The following is a 19,755-nucleotide window of genomic DNA, read 5'->3' on the forward strand; positions in this document are numbered from 1 at the left end:
AATGTAATTTAAAATACATGGTACTTTGTAAATAGTACATTATACAAGAAATTATGAAAAACTATCAAAACTTTTACTTCGTAGGAATCGGTGGAATCGGGATGTCTGCTTTGGCAAGATATTTCCATGCTGCTGGGAAAAATGTTTTGGGTTATGATAAAACCGAAACCAAACTCACTACAGAGCTTCAGAAGGAAGGAATTTCTATCACTTTTGAAGATGTGGTAGATGAGAAAATTTCGTCTTTGAAGAAAGAAGAAACATTAGTGATTTATACACCTGCGATTAAAGTTTTAGGAATTTTAGATTATTTCAATGAAAATGGTTTTGAAATTTTAAAACGCGCAAAAGTTCTCGGCATGATTACCGAAGATACCAATTGTATCGCAGTAGCTGGAACGCATGGCAAAACAACTACTTCAAGTTTGGTAGCACATCTTTGCAAAGTGGCGAATCTTCCATTTTCAGGATTTTTAGGTGGAATTGCAGAAAATTATAAGTCAAATTTCATCTTTAACGGAACAGAAATGTCTGTTTTAGAAGCAGATGAGTATGACAGAAGTTTCCTTAATCTTTCACCAGATTGGGCAATTATTACTTCTATTGATGCAGACCATCTTGATATTTATGGAGATACAGAAACCATAGAACAAGGATTTAGAGATTTTGCAGATTTAGTGCCAGAAAACGACCAACTTTTCGTGAGAAAAGGTGTAAATATTGGCAGACCTTGTAAAACGTATGCAGTGAATGAAGAAGCTGATTATTATTCTGATAACCTTAGAATTATTGATGGTTGGATGATGTTTGATTTTCATGCCGACGAACAAACCATAGAATTTGCATGGCAAATTCCGGGAACGCATAATGTAGAAAATGCAACAGCTGCGATTGCTGTTTTGCACAATTTGGGAGCAGATTTTTCGGCAATTCAAGAAGGGATTTCTAGCTTTAAAGGAATTAAAAGACGTTATACCAAACATACTTTTGAAAACGGAAAGATTTATGTAGATGATTATGCGCACCACCCTACAGAACTGAATGCGGTAATTGGTTCCATTAGAACTTTTAACCCAAATAAAAAACTGTTGGTAGCGTTTCAGCCACATTTATTCAGCAGAACCAGAGATTTTGCAGATGGTTTTGCGGAAAGCTTAGCTGCAGCAGATGAATTGTTATTATTAGACATTTATCCTGCAAGAGAATTGCAGAAAGATTTTGAAGGTGTAACATCTGATTGGTTGCTAGAAAAAGTACAGTTAGAGAAAAAAGAAGTGTGCAGTTTAAGCGAAGCTTTTGACAAAATCAAAGAAAAAGATTTTGACATTTTGCTTACTGTAGGTGCAGGAAACATAGACACTTTGTATGACCCAATTATGAATTGGATTGGTACATTGAAAAATTAAAATTAGAAAAACTCGGAAGTAAGTTTATGAAAAACAAGTGGAGAATTCTCAAAATTTTTGTCACAGTAGTCATCTTCGGATTTCTATTGAGCTTCTCTTTAAAGAGATTCAATGACCGAAAAATTGATGAGCAATCTATCATCGTAAAATTAAATGATAGCTCCTCTCCTGTTTATTTTGTAGACGAAAAAGACATTAGAACGATTGTAGAAAGATATAATACCACAAAAAAAGTGGGTGATGTAGATATCCCGAGTTTAGAAAAAAAATTAAACGAATTGCCTGCTGTAGATAGCGCAAACGTTTATTTGAATTTAAATGGAAAACTGAATGTAGACATCAAACAAAGAGTTCCCGTTTTTAGATTAAATAATGGCGGAAAAGGATTTTATGTAGACAAAAAAGGAATAGAATTCCCAATTTCTAAAACATACTCTCATCCTTGCATGCTCGTTTCTGGCGATGTGAAGAAGAAAGAGTATAAAAAACTCATTGAGTTAATAGAAAAAATAAACAAAGACAGTTTCTGCAAAAATTTCTTTGTAGGCATTACAAAAGAAAACGGAAACTTCAATCTTGCAACCAGAGATGGAAATTATAAAGTAGAAATCGGTGATTTAGATAGAATAGATTTTAAAGTAAAAGGTTTTAAAACATTTGTAGAAAAATATTTGGTCTATCAAGCTCCAGAAAAATATTCTAAAATTTCTGTGAAATATGATAACCAAATCGTAACCACTCTTAATTCTGGTTATAAACCCGAAGAAGACAGTTTACAAACAAATGAACAAACCCCAATAAACACCGTAACAGGAACACAAAAAACCGAAGAAAAAACAACTAATTAAAAAAAGAGAACAGCAATATATGGAAACACATGATTATTCAGTAGGTTTAGACATTGGTACCACGAAAATTGTTGCCATTGTAGGCAGAAAAAATGCCCACGGAAAAATTGAAGTTTTAGGCGTAGGTAAAGCTAAAAGTTTGGGCGTTCACAAAGGAATTGTGAATAATATTTCTCAAACAATAAGCTCTATCAAAGCTGCTATTTCAGAAGCAGAAAAATCTTCAGGAGTTCCTATTCATAGAGTAACCGTAGGTATCGCAGGCAAACACATTCGTAGTCTGCAACACTCAGATTACATCATGAGAGAAAACCCAGATAAATATATCACAGATGAAGATATAGAAATCTTAAAAGACCAAGTAAAAAAACTGGTCATGCTTCCTGGTGAAGAAATCATTCACGTGCTTCCACAAGAGTACAAAGTAGATTCTGAAGGCGAAATCCAAGAACCAATCGGTATGCACGGAAAACGTCTGGAAGCAAATTTCCATGTAGTCGTGGGTCAAATGGGAAGCATCAGAAATATCGCACGTTGCGTTCGCGAAGCTGGTTTAGAAATGGAAGCGCTTACTCTAGAACCTCTTGCCTCTTCAGAAGCTGTTCTTACTACTGAAGAAAAAGAAGCAGGAGTTGCCATCGTAGACATCGGTGGTGGTACTACAGATATTGCTATTTTTAAAGATAACATCATTCGCCACACTTGCGTTATTCCTTATGGTGGCGGAATTATTACAGATGATATTAAAGAAGGCTGTTCTATTATAGAAAAACATGCAGAGCAACTGAAAGTAAAATTCGGGTCTGCCGTTCCAGATTTAGAAAAAGACTCTACGTTTGTTACCATTCCTGGTTTACACGGAAGACCAGACAAAGAAATTTCTCTAAAATCTTTGGCAAGTATTATCAATGCGAGAGTGGAAGAAATTCTCGAAATGGTAAATACAGAATTAAAAGCGTATGGAGCTTATGAACAAAAACGCAAACTCATCGCAGGAATTGTGTTAACAGGTGGCGGTTCTAATCTTAAAAACCTTCGTCAGTTGGCCAACTATGTAACAGGATTTGATGCGAGAATTGGTTTCGCTAATGAATATATTGCCAATGACAAAAACCAATATCTAAAATCTCCAGAATTTGCTACTTCAATTGGTTTATTGATGGAAAGTTTAAAAATTCATGATAAAAAACCTGTAGAAAAACCTGTAGAAGAACCAAAAGTAATTGAAGTTCCTCAAACAGAAAATACAGTAGAAGAAGTAAAAACTGAGGAGCAAGAAATTACACAACACATAGAGGAAGTGAAGAAGAACAAACCTACTTTTGGACAATCCATACTTGAAAAAGTAAAAAAATTCTTCGAAGAAGTAGAATAATTAAAACGAATAATACTAAAATAAGTAAGTAACTTTTATACATCGAAAATATATGGAAAATACATTAAATACAGGGTTTTCATTCGATTTACCAAAAGGAAATTCATCTATCATAAAAGTGATTGGTGTAGGTGGTGGAGGTAACAATGCGTTGAAACACATGTACGAGAAAGGAATTCATGGAGTAGATTTTATCATTTGTAACACCGATGCACAAACACTAGATAATAACCCAATTTCTACAAAAGTTCAGTTAGGAGCTGCCATTACAGAAGGTTTAGGAGCTGGAGCAGATCCAGAAGTTGGAGAAAAATCTGCCTTAGAAAGTATTGATGAAATCAAAGCTGTTCTAGGTCATAATACCAAAATGGTTTTCATTACCGCAGGAATGGGTGGCGGAACTGGTACTGGTGCTGCTCCTGTTATTGCAAAAATTGCCAAAGAAATGGGAATTTTAACCATTGGTATTGTTACCGTTCCTTTTAGTTTTGAAGGAAAAAGAAGACTAGAACAAGCCGAAAATGGTTTAGAAAAACTTCGCAATAATGTAGATTCCTTAATTGTTATTAATAACGATAAACTTCGTCAACAGTTTGGTAACCTTGGTTTCAAATCTGGTTTTGCTAAGGCAGATGAAGTGTTAGCCAATGCTGCTAAAGGTATGGCAGAAGTGATTACTGGTTATTTCGATGTAAATATAGACTTCCGTGATGCGCGTTCAGTTTTACAAAATTCAGGAACCGCTCTCATGTCTACAGGAACTGCTTCTGGGGAAAACAAAGCTGAAGAAGCCGTGAAAAAAGCACTCGATTCTCCATTATTGAATGATAATAAAATCACAGGAGCTAAAAACGTTCTTCTCCTCATCAGAAGTGGAAACGAAGAAGCTACTATGGATGAAATCGGCTTAATTAATGACCACATTCAGCGCGAAGCAGGAAACACTGCAGATATTATTTTCGGTGTAGGAACAGATGCAGAATTGGGAGATTCTATCAGCGTATTGGTTATTGCTACTGGTTTTGCAGCGGATGATCAAAAATATGCAGGTCCAACCGAAAAAATTAGATATACATTAGAAGACACTCCTTCTTCTCCAAAAGTGAAGAGAGAATCTCCATTTGGCAGAACTTCTTCTGAAAAATCTCAAGAAAATCCAATGCAAAATTCATCAAAAAGCATGTTTTTCTTAGATGATTCTCATGACAACAGTACTCCAGACTTCCCTAGTAATTCTGTAAATCAATTTGCAGAAACACAAGCGGCAGTATTGGAAGAAAGAATAGAAGAACTTAGATTTTTTGAAGACGAAAGTTTAAGCATCGAAAGCAGTCATCAAACTTTTGAAGTAGAAGAACAAGAAAATAATGTTTTAGAATTATTTTCATTTGATGATGAAGACGTTTTAGAATCTCAATCTTTCACTTTTGAAACAGAAGAAAAGAAAACAACTATTATTGAAGAAACTCAGTTTGATGCTGGACAAAAAGTAGAAAATGTGAAACTTTCTTTGGAAGAAACCAAAGAAGAAATTTCTTTCATTGTAGAGGAAAAAACTGTGGAAACGTATAGACCAAAAGCAGAAACGAAAACTTTAGTTGAAGAAAAACCAATTGAGTTTACCTTCAAGATTGCAGAAGAAATAGAAGAAGTAAAAACCGTTTTTGAAAATCACACAGAAGAAAAAATCACTTTTACAGAAACTAAAATTGAAGAGGAATTTAAATTTATCGAAAAAAATACTGCTACAGAAAAAGTTCAGGCAAGAAGAGATAAATTAAAAGAGTTCAACTCTCGTTATCAGACGATAGAAAACGAAAATGAATTCGAAAACATTCCTGCTTTCAGAAGAAAAAACATCAATATAGGTCACGAAAATGCTTCTCAACAGCAAATTTCTAGTTTCCTTTCTGAAAACAACGGAAGAGTACAACTTAGAGAAAACAAGTTTTTAAACAAAGACGTAGATTAAAATTTTTAAAATTTAGAAAAAAATGAGTTTAGAACTTACCATAAACGAAGCGATTAAAACCGCAATGAGAGAAAAAGACAAAGTTGCTCTTGACTCTCTAAGAGCCGTAAAATCTCAAATTCTCTTGCTCAAAACTGAAGCAAAAGGAGCTGATGTTTCTGCAGAACAGGAAATTGCCATTCTCCAAAGAATGATTAAGCAAAGAAAAGATTCTTACGAACAGTTTGTTGCTCAAAATAGAAATGATTTAGCAGAGGTAGAATTGGCACAAATGAAAGTGATTGAACAATTTTTACCTGCTCAACTTTCTGCGGAAGAATTAGAAGCAGAAATTAAAAAAATCATTACCGAAGTAGGCGCAGAATCTCTAAAAGACTTAGGAAAAGTTATGGGAACTGCTTCTAAAACTTTAGCAGGAAAATCAGATGGAAAATCCATCTCTGAAATGGTGAAAAAACTATTATCATAATTAAATTTTCATATTAACGATAAAGAGCCGATGAATTTTTCATCGGCTTTTTGAATTAAAAAGGAGTCATTTTGTCTTAATAGATTTTTGGCATATTTTTGATAATAGAATTAAATAGAATTTTCCAAATTTTAATTATAAATTTGCACTACAAAATCTTGAATTTTCTAATCATTAAATAAAATATATATTATGTATCCAGCAGATTTAGTAATGCCAATGAAGGCAGAACTCACAGATAAAGGTTTCCAAGACCTTACCTCAGCAGAACAAGTAAATGACGCACTTAAACAACCGGGAACTACCCTAGTTATGGTAAATTCTGTTTGTGGTTGCGCAGCAGGAGCAGCAAGACCAGGCGTTATTTATTCTTTAACTGGCGATAAAAAACCAGACCATTTGACTACTGTTTTTGCAGGTTTTGACACAGAAGCGGTAGCAGAGGCTAGAAAACATTTTGCGCCATTCCCACCAAGTTCACCTTGTGTTGCGCTTTTCAAAGATGGCGAATTGGTTCACATGTTAGAAAGACACCACATCGAAGGAAATCCTGCAGGTGCTATTGCGGCGAATTTACAAGCAGCTTACGAAGAATTTTGCTAAAATTTTCTCTAAAATAATCCTCAATCCGTTCTAAATTTTTAGAGCGGATTTTTGTTGCATTCAAATTACAAAATTCTCAAAAAATTTATTAAATTTGAGCAATGGCAACAAAAGCTCTCTTCAATATGGCTGTAAACTGGTTTATTCGACAAAGAATAGACCAAATTCAGAATTTTATGAAACATCCTATTGAAACTCAAAACGGAGTTTTATTTTCTCAACTTTTTCATGCAGAAGAAACAGAATACGGCAAAAAATTCGGGTTCAAAGACATTTCTTCTTACCGAGATTTTCAGCAACAAGTTCCTATCGTAAACTATGAAGAGTTCGAGCCTTACATTGAAAAAGCAAGACAAGGTCAAAAAGATATTTCTTGGCCAGGAGTTATTCGTCAGTTTGCGAAATCTTCTGGAACGACCAATGCCAAAAGCAAATTCATTCCTATTTCAGACGAAAGTTTAGAAGAGTGCCATTACAAAGCAGGAAAGGATTTAATTTCCATTTATGCAAACAATCATCCTGATAATCAATTATTTCTCAATAAAAATTTAAGATTAGGCGGAAGTGCAGAATTGTACGAAAGTTTCAATACTAAGTTCGGTGATTTATCTGCTATTTTGATAGAAAATCTTCCTTTTTGGGTAGAAATTACCACGGTTCCCAGCAAAAAAACTTCCCTCATGTCAGAGTGGGAAACCAAACTGAAAGCCATCGTTTCGGAAGTTAAAAATCAAGATGTAGGAAGTTTAACCGGTGTTCCAAGTTGGATGATGGTTTTGCTTCAAAGAATTTTAACCGAAACAGGAAAAGGCAATATTTCTGACATTTTCCCAAATTTAGAAGTGTTTTTCCACGGTGGAATAAGTTTTAAACCGTACAGAGAACAATATAAAAAAATCATCGGCAAAGACATTAATTACTACGAAATTTACAACGCTTCTGAAGGTTTCTTCGGGATTCAAGACAGAAGTGGTAGTGACGAAATGCTTCTGATGCTAGATTACGGAATTTTCTACGAATTTATTCCGATGGATAAATTTGACCGCAATAATCTTCAAGCGATTCCTTTGGAAGAAGTAGAACTCGGCAAAAATTATGCAGTGGTTATTTCTACCAATGGTGGACTTTGGCGTTACTTAATCGGTGATACCGTAAAATTTACATCTCTTTCTCCGCATCGAATTCAGATTTCTGGCAGAACCAAACATTACATCAATGCTTTTGGCGAAGAATTAATGATAGACAATGTAGAAACTGCGCTTAAAAAAGCCTGTGATGCTACAGAAGCTCACGTTTTAGATTATACAGGAGCGCCTGTTTTTATGAGCGAAGGAAAATCTGGAGCGCATGAATGGTTGATTGAATTTGCCAAACATCCGAATAATTTTGAGGCATTTTCTAAAATTTTTGATGATACTTTGAAATCTATCAATTCAGATTACGAAGCGAAGCGTTACCTCAACATGACGCTGAATCCGCCAATTATTCACACGGCAAAAGAAAAACTTTTCTATCAATGGATGGAATCTAGAGGAAAACTGGGCGGACAAAACAAAGTGCCACGATTGAGCAACGACAGAGAATACATAGATCCACTTTTAGAGCTGAATAAATAAAACCGTTCAAAAAATAGAACGGTTTATTTTTTCTATGCTTTTCTTAACATAAATCAATGACAAAACCGCTCATCATAACTTATCTTTGTAAAAATTTTTTATAAAATGGAATTATTAGATAAATTAAAGTGGAGATACGCTGCAAAAGCGATGAACGGAGAAAAAGTAAGTGATGAAAAATTAGAAAGAATTTTAGAAGCAGCACGTCTTGCTCCTACTTCTAGTGGTTTACAGCCTTTCGAAATTTTCGTGGTGTCTAATCAAGAGGTTAAAAATCAATTGAGAGAAGCCGCAAGTAATCAACCGCAAGTTGCAGATGCTTCTCATGTTTTGGTTTTCGCAGCTTGGGATACTTACACTGCAGAAAGAATCAACTATATGTTTGATTTAACGAACGAAGTAAGAGGGTTCACCAATGATGGTTGGGAAAACTACAGACAATTTTTATTGAACGCTTACGTTCCTAAATCTGCAGAAGAAAACTTCGTACACACTGCAAAACAAGCGTACATTGCATTTGGCGCTGCGATTATTGCTGCCGCTTTCGAAGGCGTAGATGCTACTCCAATGGAAGGTTTCAGCCCAGAAAAAGTAGACGAAATTCTTGGTTTAAGAGAAAAAGGATTAAGAAGTGTTTTACTTTTACCTCTTGGTTACAGAGACACTGAAAAAGACTGGTTAGAAAAACTTGAAAAAGTAAGAAAACCAAAAGATAAATTTATCACAGAAGTGAAATAATACAAAAATCCTCAGAAAATTCTGAGGATTTTTAGTTGATATAAAGAAGGATTTTAAACTTTCCATTCTACTACCGCTCTAATAAAAGCTTCGGCGTTTTCTAAAGGAACATTAGGTAAAATTCCGTGACCTAGATTAGTAATGTATTTATCTTTGCCAAATCTATCAATCATTTCATGAACCATTTTTCTAATCACTTCTGGCGAAGAATGTAATCTTGCAGGATCAAAATTCCCTTGAAGGGTTATAGAATTATTGGTAAATTTTCTTGCCAATTCTGGTGTAATCGACCAATCTACACCAAGAGCAGAAACTTTGGATTTCGTCATTTCTTCTAAAGCATACCAACAACCTTTCGCAAAAACTACAACGTGAGCTTCTGGAGCTAAAGCTTCTACAATTTGGTTAATGTATTTCCAAGAAAACTCTTGATAATCTTCAGGAGAAAGCATTCCACCCCAAGAATCAAAAATCTGTACCGCAGAAACTCCGCTTTGTACTTTTCTCTTTAAATAAGCGATGGTTACATCTGTAATTTTTTGTAAAAGCAAATGTGCAGCTTCTGGTTGAGTAAAGCAAAATGATTTTGCAATATCAAAAGATTTAGAACCTTTTCCTTCAACACAGTAGCAAAGCAAAGTCCAAGGTGAACCAGCAAAACCAATCAAAGGAATTTCGTTTTCTAATTTCTGTAAAGTGATGTCAATCGCATCATAAACATATTTCAGATTTTCTTCTGCTCCTTCTACTTGCAGATTTTGTACTTGTTCTAAAGTTCTTATTGGTGTGTCTAACCATGGTCCAACTGATTCTTTCATTTTGAAATCAATTCCCATCGCTTGCGGAACTACCAAAATATCAGAAAATAAAATCGCTGCATCTAGCGGAAATCTTCTAATCGGTTGAACAGTAATTTCTGCTGCCAATTCTGGAGTTTGACAACGCGTGAAGAAATCATATTGGTCACGAAGTGCGATGAATTCTGGCAAATATCTTCCTGCTTGTCTCATCATCCAAACTGGTGGCCTTTCTACAGTTTCGCCTCGTAATGCTCTTAAATATAGGTCGTTTTTTATCATTTTTCTTGTTTGCAATCGGCTTTTAAGAATGAGCGTTTTGCTTTATAATGGTTAACAAATCTTCTAAATTGCTTTCTTTACTGGTAAAAATTTTATTTTGTGTAAATTTTCTCAGCTCCTTTTCTGTGGTGTGTCCGATAGAAAAGAGTTTTAAATTTTCTAAAGAATTAAACTTTGCAAAACTACGAACTCCACTTGGACTAAAAAAAACTACAGCCTCATATTTTTCATGAATTTCTGGGTAGAGAATTTTAGTGTTGTAAAGCACCACTTTTTTGTAAGAAATATTCTGAAGCGGTAATGCTTTATCTAAAATATCAAGTGCTAAATTTCCACAGAAGTGAATAAAATTTTCTTTTTGGCTATGCTTGAGAATAAATTCAGACAAATCATTAAGATGTTTCTTCACTTTAAAAGTTCCAAAACCGTTATTTCTCAATTCTTTTTTGGTTTTAAGACCTACTGCGTAGATTTTATTATAATGGGCTTCTTGGAAATTTTCATTCGGTTGAAAACCATTTTCAAAGAAAGATTTTACAGCGTTTACACTCGTGAAAATAAGTGAAGAATTCTTGAGTGGAAAAGGTTTGGTTTTAATTTTTTCAATCGCGATAAAATCCTTAAAATCACAAGAAAAACCGGTTTCTAATTTCTCTGAAACCTCATGTTCAATTCCGGTTTTGGTGAAAAGGATTTTCATGATGACTCTATTCCTTTATTTGTTTCTTAATCTCCTCCATCATTTCTTTTCCTCCGTTTTCTAGCACAAATTCTGCAAACTTTTTACCGTAATTTTCAGATTCATCATATTCAAATTCTTCAACTACATTTATCGTTTTACTTCCGTCCAAAGAATTTAATCTTCCCGAAAATTTGATTTTATTTTCTTCAAAAACTGCTATTGCTCCAATTGGCGCAGTACAGCCACCTTCTAAAGTTCTGAGGAAATTACGTTCTATTTCAACGCAAATTTGAGTGGTTTTATGATTGATTTTTTGCAAAATTGCTTTGGTTTCTACATCATCTACTCTACTTGAAATCGCCACAACTCCCTGACTAGGCGCAGAAATCATAAAATCTAGCATTTCATATTCCAACTCCATTTCCATTCTTTTAATCCCCGCTAAGGAAAAAAGCGTAGCATCAAAATCTCCTTCTTCTAATTTCTTTAAACGCGTCTGTACGTTTCCTCTGATATCTGAAAACTGAGTGTTCGGGAATTTTTCTGACCAAAAAGCTCTTCTTCTTAAACTGCTGGTTGCAATTTTAAGTTCTGCTAAATCTTTATTTTTAGAAGAAGATTTTCTCACCAAAACATCTTGTGGAAAATCTCTTTCCAAAACGGCAGAAACTTCTATATTTTGAGGTAAAATAGTAGGAACATCTTTCAGAGAATGCACTGCAATATCTATTTCATTATTGAGTAATGCAATGTCTAAATCTTTGGTAAAAACGCCCGTAATTCCTAGAGAATAAAGTGGTTGATTGAGGTTTTTATCACCAGAAGAAAGCACAGGAACCAGTACTGTTTCGTAACCTAAATTTTGTAATTTTTGTTCTACTTCTTTTGCTTGCCACATTGCTAATGGCGAATTTCTGGTGCCTATTCTAATCATTATATTTTAAATATTGATATCAATTATTTGATTTGGAAAAACATAAAACTCATTAAACCCTTCATAAGTTTCAATATCCCAAGGTTTTTCAGTTGTTACTTTTAAAGCTTTTTTTTCATCAAAAACTAATTCTTCCAAAATTTCGCAACCTAGAAACCCTTTTTTTGGATAAATACTCTCTTCGTCAAGATATTCTGTTGTAATAATTGGAACTTTATCTTGAAAAATATGTTTTTTATTATTTATATCTAAAAATTCGCATTCTACCCAACCTGGTTGAGAATTATCTACAAATTTTGTAATTAAAACTTTGATTGCTTTCATTTAAAAAAATTTAGATTCCTTCGGAATGACAAAAATGTGTGAAAATTCATAAATCCCAAATCGAAAATCTATTGATGTTTTTTATTAAATTCTTCTTTCGGTTGTTCTACCAAAATTTCGTTCATCAACTTAGTAACTTCTTCGGCACGAAGCGGATTTTCGATGATATATTTCGCAAATCTATTGGTAATTTTTTGAATCAATTTTTCAGTGAGTTCCATGTCTTCTATATCCACATATCTGTGTTTTCTGTGGAAATTATGCATTTCATGGTCTTCTATATGTTTCAGCGCAGCTTTGAACTGATGAATATTCGGTGCGAATTTTCTTTTTCTTTCCCAAGCCAAAAATTCTTTGGTCATTTCCTTGATGATTTTCTCCGCTTTAGGAATTTCTTTCTTGCGCTGTTCTATGGTTTCCTGAATATGCTTAGACAATTCGTCTACGTCTACCAATTGCACCGCTTTATTTTCCGCTACTTTTTTATCTACATTATTTGGAATAGAAAGGTCTATCACCAATGTTTCTTTTCCATTTGGAAAATGTTTTTGGTGAATAATAGGATGTGAAGCGCCAGTTGCAACGATAAGAATATCTGTAGATTTCAGTTCTTCTTCGAAATTTTCAAAAGCAATTTGCGGAATACTATACTTTTCTGCAATTTTCTCTGCTTTTTCATAAGAACGGTTGGCGATTTTTACTTTTGGCTGATAAACATGTTTCACCAAGTTTTCTACAGTATTTTGACCGATTTCGCCAGTTCCCAAAAGAAGAATATTCTTCTCTGAAATCTGTTTTTGAGTTTTTAAGATATAATGAACCGCTGCATAAGAAACGGAAGCTGCTCCGTTTGAAAGGGCGGTTTCGTTTTTAATTCTTTTAGAAATTTGAATCGCCGAGTTGATGGCTCTCTCTAAGTAAGGATTGCTAAAACTTTTGTGTTTTTTGAATCGATGATAAGCATTTTTTATCTGACCTATGATTTCGAAGTCTCCTAAAATCTGACTTTCTAAACCTGCAGAAACCCTGAATAGATGATAAAGCGCTTCCTCGTTTTTCATCACATTTACAAACTGCATGAAATCCATCAAACTTACGTCTACACTCTTGCAATACATCTCTGCAATCGCAATATAATTATGAGAAGTAGTATAGATTTCGGTTCTGTTACAAGTAGAAACTACAAACGCATCACCTAGTTTCTTTTCATGAATTTCTTTTACGAACTGTTTTACGTGTTCATCAAAAAACGCAAATTTACCTCTGATTTCGGCATTGGCTTTTTCAAAACTAATGCTTAAAACAGTGAAGTTCTGTGTATTATATGTCTTCGCAAGAGAATTCATTTCAAGTCTGCAAATTTAATCATTATTATGATATAAATTTTCTAATTTTCATCATATTTTAATAGATGTTATGAATTGAAATATTTGGTCATTACATAATGAAACCCGATGGGTTTTATGTTAAACAATTCACCTTCAATTTCATACCCTAATTTTTCGTAAAATTCGGCAGCTGTTTCTCTGGCATTCATCCAAATTTTTTGAATTTGTGCTTCTCTCAAAATTTCTTCAACTTTTTCTACTAATTTTTTTCCTATTCCTTTTCCTTGATAATCTTCTGAAACTGCCATTCCTCTAATTTGAGCAATTTCTCCATTTTGCAAGACCGTGATAATTCCCACAATTCTATCTTCCACGAAATAACCTAGATGAAAAGTTTGGTCATCAAAATCACCACTGAACTCATGCGACTCTTGAGGAAGATTTTTTCTAAGGATTTCTCGTCTAAGAAGATAGGTTTCTTCTGGGCTAATTCTTTTAATCATTTGAAAATCTGAATGTTAAATTATTTTAAGAATTGAAATTCATTAAATTCTCAACAGAGAAAAATAATTTTTAAAGTTTCGAGTTTAAAGTTACAACAAGCATTTAAAAATTAATAAAATTTTAACGATATTTTTTGTTTTTCATTATTTTTAAATGCTCTGAAATTTATATCTTTGTCACTTAAAAATTTATAGAAGAAAATGGGGTTATTTGATATGTTCACGCAAGAAATTGCGATAGACTTAGGAACAGCGAACACACTTATCATACATAATAATAAAATCGTGATTGACCAACCGTCAATCGTGGCTATCGAGCGTTCATCTGGAAAGGCAATTGCTGTAGGAGAACAAGCGAAACACATGCAAGGAAAAACGCACGAAGATATTAAAACGATTCGTCCGCTAAAAGATGGTGTAATTGCAGATTTTGCTGCATCAGAACACATGATTAAGGAATTTATTAAACAAATTCCTGGTATCAAAGGAAAATTAATTCAACCTTCTCTTAGAATTGTAATTTGTATTCCTTCTGGTATTACAGAAGTAGAAAAAAGAGCGGTAAGAGATTCTGCTCAAAAAGTTAATGCTAAAGAAGTAAGATTAATTTATGAACCAATGGCTGCAGCAATAGGTGTAGGAATTGATGTACAAAAACCTGAAGGTAACATGATTATCGATATAGGTGGTGGTACTACAGAAATTGCAGTAGTGGCTCTTGGTGGTATTGTTTGTGATAAATCTGTAAAAATTGCAGGAGATGTTTTCACGAATGATATTGCTTATTACTTAAGAACGCATCACAACTTATACATCGGAGAAAGAACAGCAGAAAGAGTGAAAATAGAAGTAGGTTCTGCAGTAGAAGATTTAGACGTAGAAGTAGAAGATATTCCAGTACAAGGTAGAGATTTAATTACTGGTAAGCCAAAAGAAATTATGGTAGGTTATAAAGAAATCGCAAGAGCTCTAGATAAATCTATCATCAGAATAGAAGATGCAGTAATGGAAACGCTTTCTCTTACTCCGCCAGAATTAGCAGCAGATATTTACAAAACTGGTATTTATTTAGCTGGTGGTGGTGCTTTATTAAGAGGTTTAGCAGACAGACTTCACAAGAAAACAGGATTACCAGTTTTCGTAGCAGAAGACCCATTAAGAGCGGTTGTTCGTGGAACAGGTATTGCTCTTAAAAACATGGATAAATTTAATTTCCTTATAAAATAAGTAAAAACCTAGTTATAGAATGGGGTTTTTGATAAGATTATTTAGCAAGAACGGATTATTTCTGTTCTTTCTTTTTTTACAAATAATTGCCGTAACATTGATTTTCAGTAGAAACTCAATGCAACAATCTTTTATTGCAGCACAGACTACCGCGTTTAATGCTTGGGTTTCTGGTTACATAGACGAAGGAACCAGCTACTTAAAACTGAAGCAAATTAATGAAGAATTAGTTGCTCAGAATAAAACGCTTATGCAGGAATTATACGGTAAAGAAAAAATTAAAAATCCTAGTTTTGTAAGAGTTACCGACACGATTGGTGGTGGACAGATTTACACTTTCGTAGATGGTGAAATTGTAAATAATTCTATCATTAGAAAAGATAATTATTTTACCATTAACAGAGGAAAAAGACATGGTGTTTTCCCTAAAATGGGTGTAATTGCACCACAAGGAATTGCAGGAATTGTGATCAATACCACTAATAATTATGCATTGGTACAATCTGTACTCAGCATGAACAAAATTAGAATTAATGCTTCGCTAAAAGATTCTGGATTTTTCGGAACGCTTACTTGGAGAGGCGAAAATTCTAGAACGATGCATTTATCAGACATTCCTAAATATGTGCCGATAAAAGTTGGCGACACGGTAGTTACAGATGGCAAATCTGCAATTTTCCCACAAGGAATTATGATTGGTAGAGTTGCAGGTTACGAAGTAGATTCTAAAACAGGATATTGGGATATTTCTGTAGAATTAAGCCAAAAAATGGGACAACTTAACAAAGTTTATGTTGTAAGAAATTTAAAAAAATTAGAAGTAAAACAAATTCAAGATACTCTTGATGCCACGATAAACAATGATCAGTAGAAATTTATTTACAGATGTTTTATTAATCGCAATGTTAGTCACATTGCAAATATTTTTATTTAACAGAATAGATATTGCTGGTAAATATACTCCTGTCATCTACATTATTTTTGTTTTGTTTTATCCTTTTTATAGAAATCTCTATATTTTCCTATCGGCGAGTTTTATTTTAGGATTATCTATAGATGCATTTTTAGGAACTTGGGGTATCAATGCATTTGCCACTACACTTATCGCCTATTTTAGAACCATTATTTTCAAAACTTCCACAGAAGTCTCTTCGGATGTATTTTCTTTCCATAATCTTCAGTGGTCGCAGTTTCTATTTTATATTTTTTCAAGTATTTTTGTGCATCAACTATTAGTTCAGAGTATAGAATTTTTTAAATTCGACAGGTTTTTTGAAGTAATACTTAATATTTTAGTAACTAGTGTTATTTCTATAATATTTGTACTCCTCTATTCGTTAGCATTTAAAATCAAAGAAAAAGTTTGAAAACAGCCTATTATAAAATTACCTTATTTCTCTTTCTCATTGCCGCAATTTTTGTGGCAAGATTGGTCTATTTACAGTTGCTTACAGATAGATATGCACTCAATGCCGCCAATACTTCTATCAAAATAGACTATGTCATTCCTCAACGTGGAATCATCTTTGACCGAAACGGAAAAATTTTAGTAGGTAACCAACCTTCTTATGAAATTTCTTTCACCCAAAGTCAAATGACGCCAGATTTTGACACTTTGGGTTTTTGTAATTTATTAAAAATCAGCAAAAAAGATTTCATCAAAAAAATAGAGTCCATTAAAAAGGAAAAATATTACTCAAAGCTCACTCCTATGACTTTCAAAAGTGATATGAGCAGAGAGGAAATCGCTAGAATTCAGGAAATTATCTTCAAATATCCGGCTTTTAATATTGTAGAAAGACCTCAACGTAAGTATGAAGTTTCTACTTCAGGAAATCTACTTGGTTATACCAATCAAGTCAACGAAAATTACATCAAAAAAGATTCTCTTTATTATTTGCCTGGTGATATTGCTGGAATTACAGGAATAGAGCGCGCCTACGAAAAACAATTACGTGGTGAAAAAGGAATGCGCTACATTCAGAAAGACATTAAACTGAGAAATGTAGGTCCTTATAAAAACGGTGAGTTAGATAAAGAAGTGGTTTCTGGTAAAGATTTAACGCTTACCATAGACTATGATTTGCAAAGAATCGCCGAAGAAATGCTCGTGAATAAGCATGGCGCAATTGTAGCACTTGACCCAAACAATGGAGAAATATTAGCGCTCGCAACTGGGCCAGACATAGATCCAAATCTTTTTACAGGTCCTAACAAAAAAAGAAATATTTATAGATTGGCAAATGACACCATCTATGACAACAAACCTACTTATGACCGTTCAGTTCAAGCAGCTTATCCTCCAGGTTCGCCTTTCAAATTGTTGACCGCATTAGCTGGTTATCAAATGAAAGTCATCAGTGATTCTACAAAATTTACATGTAGACATGGCTATAGAATGGGAAGACATACCATCGGTTGTCACTGTGGAACTTTTTGGCCAATCGGAATGGAAAAAGCCATAGAAAAATCTTGCAATAACTATTTTTCTAGTGTTTATTATAAAATCACCGAAAAATACGGTCCAAAAGGAAGAAATAGAGCCATAGATGAATGGAAAGAAATCATGAATAGCTTCGGTTTAGGAGAATTCATGAATAACGACTTAGCAGTTGGTGCAAAAGGAAAAATTCCTTCTGGAGAATTTTACACGAAAAGATTAGGGGAAAAATGGCATCCGTATCAATCTGCTATTTTTAATGGAATGGGACAAGGAGACGTTCTACTTACTCCGCTTCAAATGGCAAATTTTACTGCCGCTATTGTTAATAGAGGTTGGTATTTTACGCCACATATTGTAAAATCCATAGATGGAAAACCTAATCCAGACGAAAGATTTAAGAAAAAACATGTGACCAAAGTAGAACCTAGATATTTTGATGTGGTTCTAAAAGGAATGAAAGATGTTTTCATCGGCGGAACTGCAAGAGGATTACTTTCTAAAGAATTCACACAACTCGGAAAAACAGGAACTGCACAGGTTCCTGGAGGAAGAGATAATTCAATTTTTGTAATGGCAGCACCTGCTGATAAACCAAAAATTGTAGTAGTTGCAGTAATAGAACACGCTGGTTTTGGTGCAACTTGGGCAGGTCCAGCTTCTACCATTATCGCTGAAAAATATTTGTTAGGAGATATTAAGAGAACTTATCTCTACGATAGAATGATAAAATCTAGTTTCATGGGAGAGTACAAGCGTATGTACATCAATCATCTTACCAAAAAAGGTTGGTATACCGCGCCTAAACCAGACCCTATTCAATTGAAAAAACTAGAAGACAGCCTAAGATTACTCAATGAAAAAAAGGCAGCACAAAATCCAAAAAAATTAAAAGACACCACTAAAAATAATAAAACGTAAAAGATGAAATGGGCAGAAGGAATTGATAAACTTGGCATTTTTCTATACTTGGCTATTTCACTTTTTGCAATAGCAAATATTTATAGTGTAGATGAAGGATTAGGAACCAAACAATTTATATTTTTTGGAATTTCCATCGTGGTAGGACTTGTAATTTTCACTATGAGAACAAAGTTTTTCGAAAACTTTGCGGGAATTTTTTTCATATTGGGTGTCCTTTCATTAGCAGGTCTACATGTTTTTGGAACTGAAATTTTAGGTCAAAAAAACTGGTATAAGTTTGGCGGATTTACCATGCAACCCGTTGAATTTGCAAAAATCGGAACAGCACTTATGCTCGCCAATTACGTTTCTGGACCAGATTTTAATCTGAAAATGAGAAAATCACAGTTGACAGTTCTGGCGATTATTGGAGTGCCAGCTTTAGTTGTTTTATCCATTCCAGATGTAGGTTCATTATTAGTATTTACTGCGTTTGCGATTGCTTTATACAGAGAAGGATTAAATGGTTGGTTATTTATAGTAGGATTTGTTTTAGCAGCTGTTTTTCTTTTGTCGATTGCGTTTAATCCTTTATACATTACTGGAGTTTTAGTAGGTTTAGTCCTCATTTTTATACTCTTTAATTATCAAAAAATTCATTGGAGCGTTCCTACTATAGTCACCATTGTCGGAAGTTTAGGAATTTTAGCCGGAATCAGCTTTGGAACTCCAAAAATCATGGAGAAATTACCAAATCACCAGAGAGAAAGAATAGAAGTTCTCTACAAAGGCGAAAAAGCTTTCCGAGATACTTCTGGTTATAACTTATTGTATTCTAAAACTGCTATTGGTTCTGGCGGATTTTGGGGAAAAGGTTACATGCAAGGTTCGGTAACTCAAGGGAAATTCGTTCCTGAGCAAGAAACAGATTACATTTTCTGTACTGTGGGAGAAGAATGGGGCTTCTTCGGAAGTTTTCTTTTGGTGTTATTTTATGCTATTTATATTGGCAGAATATTTTACTTAGCCGAAACTCAAAAAAATACTTTTAATCGAGTTTTCGGTTATTGTTTTGCTGGAATATTACTCATGCACTTTTCCATCAATTTAGGAATGGTAATGGGACTATTTCCTACAGTGGGAATTCCACTGCCTTACTTCAGTTATGGAGGGAGTTCTCTTTTAGCTTTCTCTATTATGACCGCTATTTTCTTTAAATTAAATTACGCAGATAAGAATTCACTCGTATAAATAAAAAAACCTCCGCAACTAGTTGCGGAGGTTTTTTATCACTATTTAATTTAATTA

19 protein-coding genes are annotated in these 19,755 nt (G+C 33.9%); 13 read left to right on the plus strand and 6 right to left on the minus strand.

Annotated elements, in window-relative coordinates:
- The first annotated feature begins 53 nt into the window (after positions 1 to 53).
- From murC to C3729_RS03890, 8 genes are all read left to right on the plus strand, one after another.
- On the plus strand, positions 54 to 1,406 hold the full coding sequence (gene murC, locus C3729_RS03855; protein WP_104792952.1) for a UDP-N-acetylmuramate--L-alanine ligase: 1,353 nt from the start codon (positions 54 to 56) through the stop codon (positions 1,404 to 1,406).
- Positions 1,407 to 1,432: 26 nt separating this feature from the next.
- Positions 1,433 to 2,254, plus strand: coding sequence for a cell division protein FtsQ/DivIB (locus C3729_RS03860; protein ID WP_104793212.1), 822 nt, complete (start codon positions 1,433 to 1,435; stop codon positions 2,252 to 2,254).
- A 19-nt stretch (positions 2,255 to 2,273) separates the two neighbouring features.
- On the plus strand, positions 2,274 to 3,629 hold the full coding sequence (ftsA, locus tag C3729_RS03865; RefSeq protein WP_104792953.1) for a cell division protein FtsA: 1,356 nt from the start codon (positions 2,274 to 2,276) through the stop codon (positions 3,627 to 3,629).
- A gap of 52 nt (positions 3,630 to 3,681) precedes the next feature.
- Complete coding sequence (ftsZ, locus tag C3729_RS03870) at positions 3,682 to 5,601, plus strand: cell division protein FtsZ (protein WP_104792954.1); 1,920 nt, start codon at positions 3,682 to 3,684, stop codon at positions 5,599 to 5,601.
- A gap of 22 nt (positions 5,602 to 5,623) precedes the next feature.
- The gene (locus C3729_RS03875; protein ID WP_069797405.1) at positions 5,624 to 6,070 is read left to right on the plus strand and encodes a GatB/YqeY domain-containing protein; all 447 of its coding nucleotides are present in this window, start codon (positions 5,624 to 5,626) and stop codon (positions 6,068 to 6,070) included.
- 192 nt (positions 6,071 to 6,262) lie between these two features.
- Positions 6,263 to 6,673 (plus strand): BrxA/BrxB family bacilliredoxin, encoded by a 411-nt coding sequence (locus C3729_RS03880; protein WP_069797407.1) that lies wholly within the window; start codon positions 6,263 to 6,265, stop codon positions 6,671 to 6,673.
- 101 nt (positions 6,674 to 6,774) lie between these two features.
- Positions 6,775 to 8,289 carry a GH3 auxin-responsive promoter family protein gene (locus C3729_RS03885; protein WP_104792955.1) on the plus strand — a complete coding sequence of 505 codons (1,515 nt, stop codon included), beginning with the start codon at positions 6,775 to 6,777 and terminating at the stop codon, positions 8,287 to 8,289.
- 105 nt (positions 8,290 to 8,394) lie between these two features.
- Positions 8,395 to 9,027 carry a nitroreductase family protein gene (locus C3729_RS03890; RefSeq protein WP_104792956.1) on the plus strand — a complete coding sequence of 211 codons (633 nt, stop codon included), beginning with the start codon at positions 8,395 to 8,397 and terminating at the stop codon, positions 9,025 to 9,027.
- A gap of 53 nt (positions 9,028 to 9,080) precedes the next feature.
- Here the strand turns inward: C3729_RS03890 and hemE are convergent, their stop codons facing one another.
- The 6 genes from hemE to C3729_RS03920 form a co-directional block, all read right to left on the minus strand.
- The gene (gene hemE / locus C3729_RS03895; protein WP_104792957.1) at positions 9,081 to 10,106 is read right to left on the minus strand and encodes a uroporphyrinogen decarboxylase; all 1,026 of its coding nucleotides are present in this window, start codon (positions 10,104 to 10,106) and stop codon (positions 9,081 to 9,083) included.
- 22 nt (positions 10,107 to 10,128) lie between these two features.
- On the minus strand, positions 10,129 to 10,806 hold the full coding sequence (locus C3729_RS03900) for a uroporphyrinogen-III synthase (RefSeq protein WP_185117724.1): 678 nt from the start codon (positions 10,804 to 10,806) through the stop codon (positions 10,129 to 10,131).
- 7 nt (positions 10,807 to 10,813) lie between these two features.
- Entirely contained in the window at positions 10,814 to 11,722 is a 909-nt protein-coding gene (hemC, locus tag C3729_RS03905; RefSeq protein ID WP_104792959.1) for a hydroxymethylbilane synthase, read from the minus strand.
- 6 nt (positions 11,723 to 11,728) lie between these two features.
- On the minus strand, positions 11,729 to 12,046 hold the full coding sequence (locus C3729_RS03910) for a hypothetical protein (RefSeq protein WP_104792960.1): 318 nt from the start codon (positions 12,044 to 12,046) through the stop codon (positions 11,729 to 11,731).
- Between the two features lie 68 nt (positions 12,047 to 12,114).
- Positions 12,115 to 13,392, minus strand: a complete 1,278-nt coding sequence (hemA, locus tag C3729_RS03915) for a glutamyl-tRNA reductase (protein WP_104792961.1) — start codon at positions 13,390 to 13,392, stop codon at positions 12,115 to 12,117.
- Between the two features lie 68 nt (positions 13,393 to 13,460).
- Positions 13,461 to 13,877, minus strand: a complete 417-nt coding sequence (locus C3729_RS03920) for a GNAT family N-acetyltransferase (RefSeq protein WP_104792962.1) — start codon at positions 13,875 to 13,877, stop codon at positions 13,461 to 13,463.
- A gap of 201 nt (positions 13,878 to 14,078) precedes the next feature.
- Here C3729_RS03920 and C3729_RS03925 point away from each other — a divergent pair, with 201 nt between their 5' ends.
- The 5 genes from C3729_RS03925 to rodA are packed head-to-tail and all read left to right on the plus strand — an operon-like array spanning position 14,079 to position 19,698.
- Positions 14,079 to 15,104, plus strand: coding sequence for a rod shape-determining protein (locus C3729_RS03925; RefSeq protein WP_104792963.1), 1,026 nt, complete (start codon positions 14,079 to 14,081; stop codon positions 15,102 to 15,104).
- A 19-nt stretch (positions 15,105 to 15,123) separates the two neighbouring features.
- Entirely contained in the window at positions 15,124 to 15,975 is an 852-nt protein-coding gene (mreC, locus tag C3729_RS03930) for a rod shape-determining protein MreC (RefSeq protein ID WP_069797430.1), read from the plus strand.
- A complete protein-coding gene (locus C3729_RS03935; RefSeq protein ID WP_069797432.1) occupies positions 15,965 to 16,471 on the plus strand; it encodes a rod shape-determining protein MreD in 507 nt (168 codons plus the stop codon). Before mreC ends, C3729_RS03935 begins: the two co-directional genes overlap by 11 nt.
- The gene (locus tag C3729_RS03940; protein WP_104792964.1) at positions 16,468 to 18,465 is read left to right on the plus strand and encodes a peptidoglycan D,D-transpeptidase FtsI family protein; all 1,998 of its coding nucleotides are present in this window, start codon (positions 16,468 to 16,470) and stop codon (positions 18,463 to 18,465) included. Before C3729_RS03935 ends, C3729_RS03940 begins: the two co-directional genes overlap by 4 nt.
- Positions 18,466 to 18,468: 3 nt before the next feature.
- Positions 18,469 to 19,698: a rod shape-determining protein RodA gene (gene rodA / locus C3729_RS03945; protein WP_104792965.1), complete on the plus strand. Its 1,230-nt coding sequence runs from the start codon at positions 18,469 to 18,471 to the stop codon at positions 19,696 to 19,698.
- Positions 19,699 to 19,755 lie beyond the last annotated feature (57 nt).

Source organism: Cloacibacterium normanense, assembly GCF_002943105.1.
Taxonomy (GTDB): domain Bacteria; phylum Bacteroidota; class Bacteroidia; order Flavobacteriales; family Weeksellaceae; genus Cloacibacterium.